The following is a 15,426-nucleotide window of genomic DNA, read 5'->3' on the forward strand; positions in this document are numbered from 1 at the left end:
GCCTGTTTTTGGATCAGTTCACTGTTACCCAGCGCAACAGAAAGAAGTTATCTGCACGTTGTGTCAGGTCGACGTTTTCTTTGGCCGCCCAGATCAATGGCTGTGTATAGAGCGGAATATAGGCAACCTCATCCTGCGTGATCGCGACAACCTCATCGATCATGGACTGACGTGCAGCAAGATCGATTTCTTGCTGGATTTGCGGCAGCAATTCATCAACGCGCGCGTTGGAGTAGTTCCCGAAGTTCCATGAACCCAATTTGCGCTCATCGTCTTGGCTGTGCAGCAGGAACCGGATCGGGTGCTCCATATCGAATGTGCCCGGTGACCAGCCCAGCAGATACATATCAAAGTCGTCTTCGCGCAGCTGTGGCCAGTAGTCGCGTACAGGACCGGTGCTAAGCTCCGCGTTCAGGCCAACGGCCGCAAACATGGATGCCGCCGCCCGGCACAGGGCCTCATCGTTGATATAGCGGTCATTGGTACACTTCAGACCAAAGGAGAACCCATCCGGATAGCCCGCTTCTGACAGCAGCTCTTTCGCACGCGCTGGGTCAAAGGCCGGGCGATCTGCGTTGCTTTCTGAGAAGCCAGAAATCCCGGCGGGTACCAGTTGGCTTGCTGCTTCGATTTTGCCACGGAACAACACCCGGTCAATCGACGCCATGTCAAGCGCATGGGCTGCGGCCAGACGTACGCGCGGGTCGGTGAAGGGATTGGCGTCAGTCACGTCGGATGAGTAAAGCAACGCATCGTGTTCATGGCCAAAGCCAAACATGATCACGCGTGTCTCTTCACCTTCAAGAACCTTGAATCCATCACGACCTTCAACCTGAGCGATATCCTGCAAAGGGATCGGCTGGATGAAATCAATCTCACCTGACAAGAGCGCCGCAAGACCCGTCGCGGAGTTACCGATAGGGGTAAAGACGGCTTCGGAGATATTGTGATCCACCTCATCCCACCAGTTTGCATTGGGGGTCAGGGTGGTGCGTACGCCAGGATCGCGGCTGGCCAAGGTGAACGGCCCTGTGCCGTTGACGTTCATCGTTGCAAAGTTTTCTGCGTCCCGTGCCGGCAGGGCCGCATCATTTGCCTCGGACCAGCTTTTGTCGAGGATCATGAAGTTCGCGATTGAATCGGGAAACAGCGGGTTGGGGGCAGAGGTGACAAAATCAATCGTGTAGTCATCTACAACGCGCACCTCTGTGACCGGCGCGAACCATGAACGGACATCGGCGGCTTCGCTGGACGCACGTTGGTAAGAAAACATCACATCTTCAGATGTGAATGCAGAGCCGTCTTGGAATGTCACACCTTCGCGCAGGGTGAAGCGCCAACCATTTTCGCCGTCCAGCGGTTCCCATGATGTCGCCAGTGAGGCTTCGATGGACATGTCCTTTCCACGGCGCACAAGCCCTTCGTACACGTTGTTGAGAAACGACAGAACAGGAGCCGAGTTTACCGCATGTGGGTCCATGGTTTGTGGATCGGTTGTCGAAGCCCAGCGAAATGTCTCTGCGGATACACCCATCGCCGTCAGGCTCAGCATGCCTCCGAGTACAGCTGATTTCAATGTTCTCATTTTTCTCTCCATTGGATTAACGCGGCCCCGTCTTTGGGCGTACTCAACCATGCGAAAGCGGCATGGGCAATAGCAGCCTGATGAAACCGAAGGGCAGGTTAGCGTTGCCGCCAAGGCAGGCACATCTCAGGTCCTGCTTGTTTATGCATGCCCGTCAATTCAATGCGCAAGCTCCCTTTGGCCGGATAGGTCAATTGCGGCCTGCGGCGGGCGTCTTTGTCAAACTTGCCGCTACCGCGTTGAGAATAGATAGCTATGGGCTCACCTCTGCAAGTGCGTCCAGAACGCGTTCGGGGAATTGGTGCAGCAACAATTGGCCTGCGTCCTCGAAAATCTCCAACGATGCCCGGTTGCCCAAGTGCCTTGCAAAATCCCGTACGGATTTCGCGCTTACAACAGGGTCATGTGCGCCATGTATCAGTTTGACGGGAACGTCCGATCCGGCCACCAGATGCGACCAGTCACGTACTACCTGATAACTGTCGATCTCAAACGCGGAATGACCCTGACGAGTTGCGAATTTGTACCCTTCCAGCACAATACGGGACACTTCAGGGTCGGCCAATACCTGCATGTCAATTGGTGCATCGGCATAAAGAGATTGCATAAAACGCTCTGTACCACCGCTGTTGATCTGATTGATACCGGCGCGCACGACAAAGGGCAGCAAGCTTGGCGTATAGCGCGCGGTATAAGCCACGATACGCTGGCGATGAGACATATCTGCAAACTGCGATCTGGAAACGATGGGTACGCCGCCCGAAACACTCACAATGGCATCGATATGTTCCGGTGCTTTTGCAGCGCTGGCAAAAGCATAAACAGACCCGGCCATATGGCCCAAAACTATGGCATTTCGTATTCCCAATTTTTCGCACATTTCCCGCAGGTCTGTTCCAATGCGCGCAGGCGCAGTGTCCATGGGGCCGTAATCAGGCTCTGCATCGCCAAACCAGGGCCGTGTTGGGCAGATAAAACGGAACCCCCGAAGAGCGAGGGTTTCTCGCAGTTGCAAAGTCAGGTTGGCACCGTCCAGCATGCCGTGCAGAAATATCACGGGTTTCCCATTGGCAGGTCCATGCACCTCCACGGGCATCAAAATGCCACTGTCCAGAAGGATCGTTGTCATTTTCCCTTGGGAAATAGGCGCGGCAGGCCGGGAAGGGCCGTGGTTTTCTGCGACGCGCATCAGCAGATGCAACAACCGCACGAGTTCGGTTTGCGATCCGCATCCGGTTTTTACCAACAACGACTTGATCTGGGTACGCACCGTCGCAATCGAACTTTTTCGATAGGAAGCCACATCCTTGGGACGGTGTGCACGGCTGAGCAGTTCACAAATCTCACACTCGGACTGGCTAAGGCCGTAGGTCTTCATCAGAAGGCCGGGCATGGAGGGTGGCCAATGCGCGACCAATGGCCCGACCAGCAGCAGATCACTGCCCAGTTTTTCGTGGAGCCGTTGCGCCTGAAGATGAACCATATCCCCGACAACCAATCCGTCAGAGGCAGCTACAGCCGGCATTTGGAAGATGAGTGGCGGATCGCCGTGTTCTGCTTCCGTGCCAAGGGCCGCAACGCGTTGTGCAAGCGCCGTGTGGTAGCGGTCTGGCAGCCCCAGATCGTCAAAGCGGGTTGTCCGCTTCAACTGAAAGGTTCTGGCCGCGGCTGCATTGGACCACACAACCACCCCAGAACTGTCGATCAGAAATTGCGGGTCAGGGCCTGATGCGGTCTTGGTTTCGGGTGCCGGCGCTTGTGCCTCACCCACCGTACGGGTCTGTTCAAGCAGGCGCTCGGCAATTTCAAAATGCGTGGCTATCTCAGAGGTTTCCATGGTGCCCGCTTCGCTGCGCAACAGGTCAAGTGCGCTGAGGCGATCTTGGACAAACGCATCCCATCGCCCCATGAAGGAATCATAGGTGTGCGGTTCCAGGGCAATTCTATAAATGCTTTCAACGAGTTCCAGCGTCTTTCTTTCCGTCTCGTCGTCATTTTCCATGGGTGTTTCCGTTACTCTGTCGGGCATCTGGACAAGACCTTGATCGCTATGGTTGAAGCGTTTCTTCGGGGCATATACCCAATTTGAGGTATAGCGCGCTCTAACCTCTGGAAAAAGTTGAAATTGGATGCCTTTGGCAGACCATGGCGGCGCTATGGGTTTGACCTGAGAAAGCGAGCACGCAAAATTGAAGACAGAGTTTTACGGTTTTGATTGTTGGCGAACACATTTTCTAAGCAGAAATTTTTAGAGACGCTGTCGCGTGCTCATTGGATTTATTTTGATCCTAGTTGAGCCGTCTTGGGCTTATGCTGGCAGCGTCAAATTTTACCACCCAACTGTTTACAGACCTAGCTCATCGATAACTCCATCGGCGAATGAAATTAGCCACACCAAGAGTCCGTTTCAACATCAAGACCGAGAATAGCCAAAGTAATTAGAGGAGACATGCAATGGCCGCATGGAAAGAAGAAAAGAAGAACTTTATCCTGATGAAGCTCGGGGTCAGCTTTCAGAAACTTGAACTTAAAGGGTTGAGGCACAAAAATAAGGTTCTTACCGGTAAGAACTACGATGGTATGGTCGGCATGTCCCAAACCCCCAAGATCAAGATCAAGCGACCGGAAGGCATATATGAGGCAACATTTGTCGTTAGTTGGTACGCAAAGAAGTACGACAAACAATCAAAGAGGAACCCGCTTCCGCCGGAAACGCCCTTCGACTATGCCTATGAGTTTGCGCCATTAAAGATGTGGGTCAAGTCTGCCAAAATGCCCAAATTGCATGTCATGGATATTCACGCTCGGCTGAACAGAATTAAAAATGATGGTGGTAAGGTCGTGATGAAACCTGTGGCGATGCTTGACGTGGATATCTGGACCGGCCACTCGGTTATGGGGGATTGGACAAAACACACGAAGTGTTGCGACGTCCTGTGTGCGGACAATAAAATTCGGAACTTCAAGTAGAGCGGTGCGTGCGGCCCGTTCTCAGGTTTCGCTTGCCGCAGCGCCGTTCGTTTGTGGTGCAACAGGGTGAGATCAGGTTCAGGCGAGAATTGGATCGTGTAGTTGCTGAACGCGCAATGCTCAGGACAATTGGCTCAGATAAGCTTGCATGCCATTCCGTTCTGGGCGTTACAGATTGCTTCCTTACAGCCCCTTGAGGGAGGCACGCATCACGATGGAAACATCAAGCCGATGCGTCGCTTTTTCCGCTCGTTTTTCGATCAGAGCGATCAGGTTTTCGGCTGCGATGCGGCCCATTTCACGGTGCGGCACATGCACTGTGGTGAGGGCGGGGAAGACATGTTTGGCCAGTTCAATATCATCGAACCCGGTGACCGAAACATCATCTGGGACATTGATCCCAATATCGCGTGCCTTGGAGATGACCCCGGCCGCAAGAACATCGTTCCCGCACATGATCACGGTTGGTTTCACATCGGCCTGCATCAGCTCGACAAAGGCAGCAGCGCCGTTTTCTATTTCGTATGGCGTTTGAATAATGGGAAGGTCATCCAGGTGAAAACCATGCGCCTGCCAACTGTCTTTAACACCGGACAATCTTTCTGCGGCACGGTCATTGCCATCAATAATGCCGGAAATGACAGCTATCTTTCGGTGGCCTAAGCCTATGACACGGTCCGCCAAACACCGCATCGCCGCGCGATTATCAAAGCCGACAGAGGCATGCCGTGTGTCCGGCAGCGATGCCCATGCAAGCAAAGTGGGAATGCCGCGGCGGGCAAGATAGTCATAAACCGCTTCGTCCCGTTCATAGCCGATCAACAGCAGCCCATCTGCGCCCCGTGCCACAAGTTCGCGAATTTGCTGCGCTTCCAGATCGGGCTGATAGGCGCTGCTTGAAACCAGTAAATTGTAGCCCTGATCAAGAAGTGCTTCCTGAAAAGCCTGCAGCCCACGCGCGAAGATTGCATTCTCCATTGTCGGGATAATCGCGCCAATTGTATGGGACTGCCTGGCCGCCATCGCACGTGCATTGAAGTTCGGTATGTAGCCAAGCGATTCGACAGCTTCCATCACCTTTTCGAGCGTCTTGGGCGACACTTTTTGCTTTTCATTCAGGCAACGCGACACTGTAGCCGTCGAAACACCAGCAGCATTTGCGACATCATCCAACGTAGGAATGTGCGGTGATACTGGCATTTACAGGCAGATCCTTGGCGATTTCTTATGCTGTCCAGCGTAAAATAACAATTGGTTAGTTTAAAGGTGTAAGCGCTTGCAAAGATAAACTGCAAGCGCTTACACTAGCTGCAGAACCAGACAGCAGGGAGGCTTGTCATGTTTCTCGTCGGTGCAGTTTTTGTGTTTGCGATATTCTTTTCGAACGTAGCTCTGGGCGCTTTCGCCGATGCTGCATTCTATCCTCAGAACGCTTAGTTTTGCGGACTTCCCTGCCATGCTTGCAAGCTCTGCCAAGGTTAACGGCGTGATCCTTCCGATTATCGCATTTTCTGCCCCACTTGCCACAGCCTTGTCGATCATGGCTGTGCCTCAAGGCTTTGTTGCATCCGCTACTGGCCTTACGCACGAACCGTGGATCCTGATCCTTTTGATGATCGGCATTCTGATCGCCGCAGGCTGTGTGATGGAGGCCACCCCCAACATCGCGATCTTGGCACCCATCCCTCAGCCCTTGCTCGAAAACATCGGCATGAACGAAACCCGGTGCTGCATTATGGTGATCACCGCCCTCGGCGTCAGATTTATCACGTCACCGCTAGGCCTTAGTCTCTTTGTGGCCTCGGGGATCACGGGTGAAGCGCCCCTGAAAATCGTCGCGCGCGCTGTGCCCTTTGTACTGTGCATGTTTGTTGTGGTGTTGTTCATTGCCTATGTGCCAGCCGTTTCGACAACTTTGCTTCCAGATATCTACAAGTAGGACACTACATACATGACACGCGAATACCTCAAGAAAGCGACCCTGACTTCGGCGTCCGGAGCATCTGACGTCCATGACACCGTGGTCACTATTCTGGATGACATCAAAGCGGGCGGCGACGCCAAAGCGATGGAATATGCCGCCAAGTTCGACAATTACGCCGGCAATATCATATTGACCCAGGCCGAAATCGAGGCTGCAAGCGCTTTGGTCCCGGACAAGCTCAAGGCCGACATCCAGTTCGCACATGACAACGTCAAACGCTTTGCCGAATTGCAAAAGAGCACCGTTGCCGACGTCGAGATGGAAATTAAGCCGGGGTATGTGGCGGGCCAAAAGGCGATCCCGGTTGATGCAGCTGGCTGCTATGTTCCCGGTGGTCGCTACAGTCACATCGCAAGTGCAATCATGACGGTCACCACCGCAAAAGTTGCCGGATGCAGGCACATCACAGCCTGTTCACCCCCGCGTCCCGAGGTTGGTGTGGCCCCGGCCATCATCTATGCCGCGCACATCTGCGGCGCGGACAAGATTTTGGCCATGGGCGGCGTGCAGGGTGTTGCAGCCATGACCTATGGTCTCTTTGGCTTGCCAAAGGCCAATATCCTCGTCGGTCCCGGCAACCAGTTTGTTGCCGAAGCCAAGCGGATCCTGTTCGGCAGCGTTGGTATCGACATGATCGCAGGTCCTACGGACAGCCTGATCCTTGCGGATAAAAATGCAGATCCGCACATTGTGGCGACTGACTTGGTCAGCCAAGCCGAGCACGGTTATAACTCCCCCGTCTGGCTGGTGACGGATGACCACGCATTGGCCAAAGACGTCATGGCGCGTGTGCCTAGCCTGATCGAAGATCTGCCGCAGTTGAACCGCGACAACGCCTTTGCCGCATGGCGCGACTATGCCGAAGTGATCGTCTGCGCGGACGGGGTGGAGATGGCTAAATGCAGCGATGAATACGCACCAGAGCATCTGACAGTCATGGCAGAAGATCTGGATTGGTGGCTGGAAAATCTGACCTGTTATGGCTCGTTGTTCTTGGGCGAGGAAACAACCGTGTCTTATGGCGACAAAGCGTCAGGCACCAACCACGTGCTTCCGACCTCTGGTGCGGCGGGCTATACGGGTGGTTTGTCAGTGCACAAGTATATGAAGATCGTCACCTGGCAACGCGCCACACAAGAGGCGTCCAAAGATGTGGCGATCGCAACGGCCCGCATCTCGCGGCTTGAGGGGATGGAAGGGCACGCGCGCGCCGCAGACGTGCGTCTGGCCAAGTATTTCCCCGGCGAGAATTTTGACCTGACGGCCGAAGGCTGAACGCATGGCTGACACCGCGCCCCTATTTGATCTGACCGGCAAGGTTGCTTGCATTACAGGTGCAAGTTCCGGCCTTGGACGCCGTGCGGCAATCACGCTTGCTGCAGCAGGCGCATCGGTTGTGGGGGTCGCCCGACGCGCTGAGGCTTTGGACAGCCTTTGTGCAGAAATCGGTCCCGCCGCCGCGCGTGTGGTGGCCGATGTGGCAGATCGGGAGCGTTTACCGCAATTGGTCAAGGATGTTTCCGCACCCTTTGGGGCACCAGATATTCTGGTTCACGCGGCAGGCATCAATACCCGCGAGGTGGCGGATGAGGTGACACCAGAGGGTTGGGATCGCACAGTTGCGCTCAACCTCTCTGCGCCCTTCTTTTTGTCACAGGCATTTGTGCCTGCCATGCAGGCAAAAGGCTGGGGACGGATCGTGAACTTTGCCTCTTTGCAAAGCACACGCGCATTTCCAGGTGGCATTGCCTATGGTGCGACCAAGGGTGCCATCAGCCAATTGACCCGCGCCATGGCAGAGGCTTGGTCCCCTCACGGGATCACCGCAAATGCCATCGGACCGGGGTTCTTTCCAACTGAGCTGACAGCCGCGGTTTTTGATGATCCCGCGCGGGCAGACCGAAATGCGGCGCAGACCTGTCTGGGCCGTAACGGTACACTAAAAGATATGGACGGCCCGATCTTGTTTCTATGCTCGGAGGCATCGGCCTTTGTCACAGGTCAGGTCCTGATGGTTGACGGAGGGTTTACCGCAAAATGAAAGCGCTGGTTTATCAGGGAATTGAGACATTGGATTTTACCGATGTACCAGATGCTGTTCCACAGGCCGGAGAGCATCTGATCAAGGTTGAGGCCGTGGGGATTTGCGGGTCGGACATGCATGCCTATCTCGGCCACGATGCGCGCCGACCCGCCCCGCTTATTCTGGGGCACGAGGCCGCTGGCACAATAGTGGGTGGCACATTTGACGGCATGCGCGTCACCGTGAATCCTTTGGTGAATTGCAAAACCTGCCCCGCCTGCGTGGCAGGCCGCGAAAATCTCTGCCCAGACCGTCAGATCATCTCGATGGCCCCGCGCGAGGGGGCGTTTGCGCAATATGTGGCGATGCCCATGTCCAATCTGGTCGAAGTGCCAGATGATGTGCCGCTGGAAAAAGCCGCACTCACCGAACCGTTGGCTGTCAGCTGGCATGCTGCCCGATTGGCGCTTGAGGCGCTGCATCCTGCGATGGCGCGCCGGGCATTGATCATTGGCGGTGGTGCAATCGGTCTTGCTGCCGCCCTTTCACTCAAGGCTATGGGCCTGAATGACGTGACCATTGTTGAACCTGATTCCGCCAGATGTTCTTTTCTCGTTAACCACGCAGGTCAGACTGCGGTCGCGGCAACGGATTTGACTTTTCCTCTTGTGATAGATGCTGTCGGATTTGGTGTCACCCGCGCTTCTGCATCGAAGCTTGTCCAGCCGGGCGGCGTGATCGCGCATGTGGGGTTGGGTGATGATGGCCCTGGATTTGATGTGCGCCGTGCCACCTTACAAGAGATCACGTTTATCGGCACCTATACCTACACCGCCACCGATTTCCGCGATACGGCCGCCGCCGTTTTTGATGGACGCCTGGGGCCGCTTAACTGGACGCAAACCCGGTCTTTGGCGGATGGCGCGTCCGCTTTTGCAGAGCTGCGCGCGGGCAAGGTTGCGGCCCCGAAAATCATACTTGCCCCATGGTCATAACGACGGCGGGCAATCGGAGATCAATTGTGTACAAAAAATTTCTTGTCCCCATCGCCCTCGACCACGGCGTGTCCAAAGGCACTTTGGAAATTGCCAAAGCCCTGACAGGTAGCGCGGGTGAAATAAGCGCCCTGCATGTCTCTGAAGCGCCGCTAGGGGCGGTTCGCAACTATGTTGATGACGCTGCCAAAGAGGAGGGCCTTGCAAGGGCGCGCGCCGAATTGCGCGCAAGAACCGAACATTTGGCCGACGTGAAGGCCGAGATGGTTATCGGGCATACTCATCGTTCCATCATTGACTGCGCATCGACGCAGGGTATCGATTGCATCGTGATGGGGGCGCACAAACCGGGTTTCAGCGACCATTTGCTGGGGTCTACAGCCGCACGTGTTGTGCGGCACGCGCCCCGGCATCGTGCACGTTTATCGCAGCACATGACGCAGGCACATTCGCCAACAGTACATCCAACCAGAAAGGCTTTTCACTTATGAACATCGACAAGAAGATCGTAGATGATCTTGTCGCAAACGACGTCTCTTTTGTGACCACCGTGCCGTGCAAACAGCTCGCCGGTGTGATCAAGGAGGTCGACGCGCGTGACGACATCTTCCATATCCCTTCGAACAAGGAAGACGAAGGCATGGGGCTATGCGCAGGTGCATTTATGGGCGGCAAACGCCCTGCGATCATCATGCAGAACACCGCCATCGGTGTGACGATAAATACGTTGGTGACACTCACCCAATTCTACCGGATGCCACTGCCGATGATCATTTCCTACCGTGGTGAACTGCGCGAACCCGTGGCCTGTCAGGTCGAAATGGCGGTGCATACCAAAGCGTTGCTGGCGCAGTTAAACATCCCCACCTATCATTTCCACTGGCAAGATGATGTCAAAGAGTTCGACAACATCCTGAAATACACCTTCATGTGCAATAAACCTGTGGCGATCCTAACCGACGCCAACTTCTGGGGAGGCTATGGCGACCAATGATCCGTTCTGAAATTCTCAAAGAAATCGCCCCGATCCTTAATCCGCATCTCGTTGTCTGCAATATCGGTTTGCCCAGCCAAGAGCTGCATATGATCGATGACAACCCGCGCAACTTCTACATGCTTGGCACGATGGGCCTTAGCTCATCAATCGGCTTTGGTTTGGCATTGGCGCAAGACAAGCCAGTGATCTCGATCGACGGTGACGGATCGGTTCTGACCAACCTCGGCACGCTGCCCACCATCGCCAACAACGCGACGGGCAACTACACGCTGTTGATCATCGACAACGGGTCCTATGGCTCGACCGGTGACCAGCCGACATATGCCGGCATGAAAACCAACCTCACCGATGTGGCGCGGGCCTGTGGTTGCGAAAACGTCGTCGAGGTGCAGGACAAAGATCTCGGTCCCGTCCTGCAAGAGGCGGTGGACAGCAATCAGATGACTATCATCGTGTGCAAATGTGACAGCGGTAACATCAAGCTGCCAGTGATCACGATGGACCCGGTTGTGATCCGTCACCGCTTTATGGAGGCCGTCGCGGAATGATAGGCGCAGCGCGGAGCCGCGCCTGACGTCAGCCGATGCCATCCATAGTGCCGAAGACGCACGGCTTCGCGCCAAACGGCGTCTGCCGTGGATGGTCTTTGACTATATTGATGGTGCGGCTGGACGTGAAACGGGGGCGGCGCGCAATCGGGCCGCCCTTGATGCCATTACATTGCAACCCCGGATATTGCGCGATGTTTCAAACCGTGACCTGAGCATTCCCTTGTTTAGAGTACAAGCCGAGCGGCCCTTTGGCATCTCCCCGATGGGTATGTCGCATCAATCATCACGGTCTTCTCCTCGCCGCGATCGGCTGCCAGTCCCATCATCATCTTTGCGAAGATACCCTTATCACTCCAGTGCTTCCAACGGTTATAAAGCGTCTTGTGCGGACCGTATTCCGTGGGCGCATCAGCGGCCGACATAAACCCTATGCAGATCAGAGAGCACTTCCAAAAGCCGGCAATTTGTTGGAACCTTGTGGCAGCACCTTGCCGAACTTCAAAAGGATAACTGTAAATGTCTAAGCCCCTTAAAGCTGATGTAGTCTTGGGCAAGGCTAAAAAGGCAAGCAAGGAGCGGGATTGGGCCAAAGCATGCGAGCTTCTACAACAACTTCTGCAACAATATCCGGGCAATAACCGGGCTAAGAAAGCACTCCAAGAGGTGCGAAACACTGCCTTTCCTGAATTGCTATCCCAAGCCAATAAGTATCTTGCTTCCAATCAGTTGGCAGAGGCAGAAAGGTATCTGGGTGCAGCTTTTTTCTTGTCACCCAGTGACTTGAGCCTTGGGCAACGGCTTGCTCAATGTCAGTTAGACATGGGGCAGGCACCGGCGGCATCGGACACCGCGTCAAAGCTGTTAGAGTCGCATCCGAATGATATCAAGCTATTAAACATCAATGCGCGCGCACTCCGGGAAATGAGCCAACCGGAAAAATCACGAACGTATCTATTGGCGGCATTGGAACTTTCTCCTGAAGATCCCACAACCCTTAACAATCTGGGCATACTTGAACGCTCCCTAGGGAAACGGACGGAAGCGGCAAAGTGCTACCGGCGCGCTTTGGATCGCGAACCAAATAACGTTATTTTGCATCAGAATATGTCGCAGGTAATCGACTATAGTGTCGCGGACGGCCATCTGGAAGAAATGCTTGGTCTACTGAATTCAGTAGATCAGAAAGATCCTAAAAACGCGCCGCTCTTCTTTGCCCTATTCAAGGCTTTGGATGAAAAAGATAGATGCGCAGAGGCCTTCGAATTCCTTGAGAAGGGTAACCGGCTGGCCGCGTCGCAAGCCAATTTTGATTTTCAGAAACACATGATACCTTTTGCGCTTACAAAAGCGATTTTTGGAACGAAAAGCGCGTTTTCCCCCGCCACAGAGAGTAACTTTCGACCAATTTTTATTACGGGGCTGCCGAGGTCCGGCACTTCGTTGATGGAGGGGATTTTATCACGGGCACAGGGTGTACAGGCTTGTGGTGAACTGTCGGTTGTTCCGCGCGCCGTATCGCGTTTGTTGCGCCGCATTATGAACCGACCAGACAAAGCGTTGCATGCGGAAGACATTGCACAGCTGCGAGGTGAGTTGCTCAATTCCTTTGCCAGGTATTCAACCGAAGGCACGCGCCTGATTGACAAAATGCCTCTGAACTTTCGGTGGATAGGATATATTTGCGGCGCATTGCCAGAGGCGCGTATCATACATATTTCCCGCGATCCGCTGCCCGTTGCTTGGTCTTTGTATAAACACTTTTTTCAAGGGGCAGGGAACGATTTCGTCCATAGGAATGAAGACATATCTCGATTTATGGTGCTTCATTCAAACTATCTGTCCTTTTGGAAAAGCCTCAATATCGACCAGATGATCGACGTGAAATACGAAGATTTAGTCACGCACCCCGCGCCCACAACCAAAGGTATCGCTCTTGCGACCGATCTGCGGTGGACGGAGCATTGGTTGGCACCTGAACGCGCTACAAATCAAGTCTTAACGGCAAGCGCAGACCAAGTTCGCAAACCGATTTATTCAAACAGCAACCAAGGCTGGAAGCGATACGAGACTCAACTGGCTTCATTGCAGCACTCACTTAAGTCAGTTGGTGTTCTGGAAAATTGAACCGTTGTCTGTATCATGGACGCCCAGATGACGTGCTTTGAACTGTTCCGAGTTTATGGACAGCCTTGGTAACTTTAGGGTGCGCTTTTCTCTTCCGGCATAAGGTCGGCAGGGTCCAAGCCGCGCTGGATTGCATTGGTGCGAATAGCTCGTTGTATCGCGGGACTAGGGTACCAGCTGACCTCAAGCTTTTCAGTGGATGTCGGGGGTGATGGTTTCGCTTTCGGCCCTAGCGGTCACTCAAACATAGTCCAATATGTCGCGTCTGCGGCCCGCTTTCCGGTCATTCGACGCGTGACCAAAAGCGGAAGCGTTCAGCTTTCCTGGAAAATGAAATGGAAATTTAAAAAGGTAATTATTTCAATTGATTGATCGACTATTGCACCAGGAAAGAGGTTTCATAGATGATCACCTCAAAAGCTACACTTTAGAGCAATATGGCGCTGCGGCGAGCCACCTACAGCCAGAGGGTGACGAAAAAAATATAGCATATTTTAACAATTAATGGCATTATTCCGTCTAGGTTAGACGCAATGAGACGGTTTCTCGCAAGGAAATTGAATGGCCGATTTCGATAGCGATAATACATACACGGATGCTCAAAACCTTGGCGAGCTCGTCATCGATGATACGAACTTCCCAAGTGCCTTTGAGGGGTTTGATGTACAAGGTTCTGTTGGTTTTGACGAAGACGAGGTTTGGGGCAATCCGGGCGTATATATTGCGGATGATACCGGTTCTTTTGGTTACACTACATTGTTCTTCTATAGCCCTGAACGCAGCAGTACGGCACTCCCAAATGCTGATCCGATAGATTACTTCCAGTTCACACCGAATGGTGTTGAAAAAGTGGAAGTCAACTTTCGAATTTTCGAGAACCAGGATGGGTTCAGCAGCTTGGTTGTCGTACCTGTGTCTGGGGTATCCAATACTGCAGGCGCAATTGTCTACAACACATCGGCTCCAGAGGACGATCTAAGTGATGAGGCGACCGCGCTTGATCCCGATGCATATCCAAGTTTCAAAGCGCGCGAAGACCTTTTTGTCAGTGGCTACTCAATTGGCGAAGACCTAAACGGTGTGGAAGACCGCGTTCAACATTACTCACTTGACCCAATTGGAGGAGAAGCAACTGCGACTTGGACATTGACCGGTGATCCAGTCACCTTTGCGGTCTTTGGCTTCAATGGCGACACAGATATTTCAGATGCGAACCCGGAAGATTTACCTAGGAACACGATAAACGGCGAATTGCTCTCCATTTCCTATCTCGACTATGTCGTTCTCGATGAAGCTGAGTACCGTGTCCGGTTGTTTCCAACGGAAGGTGAGCTGCCCGATCCGACACCTACTCCCCAACCGACACCCACTCCAGAGCCCACCCCTATTCCTGTTGCACCAGATCCTGGGCTCATCAACTTACCTCCTCCAGATCTTCCCGCAGACTACGATTGTGTTGCGCCACAAAACGTCTTTGACAATGGGCAGGCAGCTACGGGTTCAAATTTTGTAAATGATTTTTTGATCGCTGAATGTATAACTGGAACAGGCGAACTGGACGTTTACTTTGCTGTTGGCAATCGCGATGAGTTTGTTATCACAGAAAGTGATGATTTAACGGTCTATGTTGAAGATACTTTCTTTCCCGGAATACCTGATCGCCTTTCCAGCATTGAACGCATTGAATTTGACGATGGGGTGCTTGCACTCGATGTCAATGAAACCGCAGGGCAAGCCTATAGATTGTACCAAGCAGCCTTTGATCGTGAACCCGATACTCCGGGTCTGATATTCTGGATCGGCGTGCTTGATGCAGGTTCGGTTGATTTGCAAGGAACGGCCGAGTTCTTCATGCAATCAGAAGAATTTGCACAGCGATATGGCACAGCAAGCTCAATTTCGGACGAACGTTTCATCGAGTTACTGTATAATAACGTGCTTCATCGAGATCCCGACCAGGCCGGATATGACTTTTGGACAGGTGTTCTCGATGACGGAAACTATAGCCGCGAGAGGACTTTGGTCGATTTTTCAGAGAGCCCTGAAAACCAAAGCAACGTCATTGACGTGATCGGAACAGGAATTTGGCTGCCTGACTTCAGCTACTTGGGAAGCTAGATAGGCAGGCTGTGCTCTGTAATTCACATCACCCTGATCCCAGCTACACAGGCCCAGCCTTTGCAATACAGCGTTGCCC

12 protein-coding genes and 3 pseudogenes are annotated in these 15,426 nt (G+C 53.5%); 11 read left to right on the top strand and 4 right to left on the bottom strand.

Annotated features, from left to right (window positions below):
- Positions 1-13 precede the first annotated feature (13 nt).
- On the bottom strand, positions 14-1,585 hold the full coding sequence (locus QQL78_RS01835; RefSeq protein ID WP_284369988.1) for an ABC transporter substrate-binding protein: 1,572 nt from the start codon (positions 1,583-1,585) through the stop codon (positions 14-16).
- A gap of 253 nt (positions 1,586-1,838) precedes the next feature.
- Positions 1,839-3,587, bottom strand: coding sequence for a bifunctional helix-turn-helix transcriptional regulator/alpha/beta hydrolase (locus tag QQL78_RS01840; RefSeq protein WP_284369990.1), 1,749 nt, complete (start codon positions 3,585-3,587; stop codon positions 1,839-1,841).
- Between the two features lie 452 nt (positions 3,588-4,039).
- On the opposite strand from QQL78_RS01840, the gene QQL78_RS01845 reads away from it, so the two are divergent.
- Positions 4,040-4,555 carry a hypothetical protein gene (locus QQL78_RS01845; RefSeq protein WP_284369992.1) on the top strand — a complete coding sequence of 172 codons (516 nt, stop codon included), beginning with the start codon at positions 4,040-4,042 and terminating at the stop codon, positions 4,553-4,555.
- 183 nt (positions 4,556-4,738) lie between these two features.
- On the opposite strand, the gene QQL78_RS01850 is transcribed toward QQL78_RS01845, so the two are convergent.
- The gene (locus QQL78_RS01850) at positions 4,739-5,755 is read right to left on the bottom strand and encodes a LacI family DNA-binding transcriptional regulator (RefSeq protein WP_284369994.1); all 1,017 of its coding nucleotides are present in this window, start codon (positions 5,753-5,755) and stop codon (positions 4,739-4,741) included.
- Between the two features lie 220 nt (positions 5,756-5,975).
- On the opposite strand from QQL78_RS01850, the pseudogene QQL78_RS01855 reads away from it, so the two are divergent.
- From QQL78_RS01855 to QQL78_RS01890, 8 genes and pseudogenes are all read left to right on the top strand, one after another.
- Positions 5,976-6,494, top strand: a pseudogene (locus QQL78_RS01855) (TRAP transporter large permease subunit); the annotation flags it as partial.
- A 12-nt stretch (positions 6,495-6,506) separates the two neighbouring features.
- A complete protein-coding gene (gene hisD, locus QQL78_RS01860) occupies positions 6,507-7,814 on the top strand; it encodes a histidinol dehydrogenase (protein WP_284369996.1) in 1,308 nt (435 codons plus the stop codon).
- Between the two features lie 4 nt (positions 7,815-7,818).
- Positions 7,819-8,580, top strand: a complete 762-nt coding sequence (locus QQL78_RS01865) for an SDR family NAD(P)-dependent oxidoreductase (RefSeq protein WP_284369998.1) — start codon at positions 7,819-7,821, stop codon at positions 8,578-8,580.
- Positions 8,577-9,557, top strand: coding sequence for an alcohol dehydrogenase catalytic domain-containing protein (locus QQL78_RS01870; RefSeq protein WP_284370000.1), 981 nt, complete (start codon positions 8,577-8,579; stop codon positions 9,555-9,557). The genes QQL78_RS01865 and QQL78_RS01870 overlap by 4 nt, the downstream gene beginning before the upstream one ends.
- 26 nt (positions 9,558-9,583) lie before the next feature.
- On the top strand, positions 9,584-10,048 hold the full coding sequence (locus tag QQL78_RS01875; RefSeq protein ID WP_284370002.1) for a universal stress protein: 465 nt from the start codon (positions 9,584-9,586) through the stop codon (positions 10,046-10,048).
- Positions 10,045-10,551, top strand: a complete 507-nt coding sequence (gene comD / locus QQL78_RS01880) for a sulfopyruvate decarboxylase subunit alpha (RefSeq protein ID WP_284370004.1) — start codon at positions 10,045-10,047, stop codon at positions 10,549-10,551. Before QQL78_RS01875 ends, comD begins: the two co-directional genes overlap by 4 nt.
- Complete coding sequence (comE, locus tag QQL78_RS01885) at positions 10,548-11,102, top strand: sulfopyruvate decarboxylase subunit beta (RefSeq protein WP_284370006.1); 555 nt, start codon at positions 10,548-10,550, stop codon at positions 11,100-11,102. The genes comD and comE overlap by 4 nt, the downstream gene beginning before the upstream one ends.
- 22 nt (positions 11,103-11,124) lie before the next feature.
- Positions 11,125-11,391 (top strand): annotated as a pseudogene (locus QQL78_RS01890) (alpha-hydroxy-acid oxidizing protein); the annotation flags it as partial.
- On the opposite strand, the pseudogene QQL78_RS01895 reads toward QQL78_RS01890, so the two are convergent.
- Positions 11,372-11,515, bottom strand: a pseudogene (locus QQL78_RS01895) (IS5/IS1182 family transposase); the annotation flags it as partial. The pseudogenes QQL78_RS01890 and QQL78_RS01895 sit on opposite strands and share 20 nt — an antisense overlap.
- A gap of 106 nt (positions 11,516-11,621) precedes the next feature.
- On the opposite strand from QQL78_RS01895, the gene QQL78_RS01900 reads away from it, so the two are divergent.
- Both QQL78_RS01900 and QQL78_RS01905 read left to right on the top strand, forming a co-directional pair.
- Positions 11,622-13,229: a tetratricopeptide repeat-containing sulfotransferase family protein gene (locus tag QQL78_RS01900; protein ID WP_284370008.1), complete on the top strand. Its 1,608-nt coding sequence runs from the start codon at positions 11,622-11,624 to the stop codon at positions 13,227-13,229.
- Between the two features lie 561 nt (positions 13,230-13,790).
- Positions 13,791-15,347 carry a DUF4214 domain-containing protein gene (locus QQL78_RS01905; RefSeq protein ID WP_284370010.1) on the top strand — a complete coding sequence of 519 codons (1,557 nt, stop codon included), beginning with the start codon at positions 13,791-13,793 and terminating at the stop codon, positions 15,345-15,347.
- Positions 15,348-15,426 lie beyond the last annotated feature (79 nt).

It is taken from the genome of Sulfitobacter pacificus, from assembly GCF_030159975.1.
Lineage (GTDB): Bacteria > Pseudomonadota > Alphaproteobacteria > Rhodobacterales > Rhodobacteraceae > Sulfitobacter > Sulfitobacter pacificus.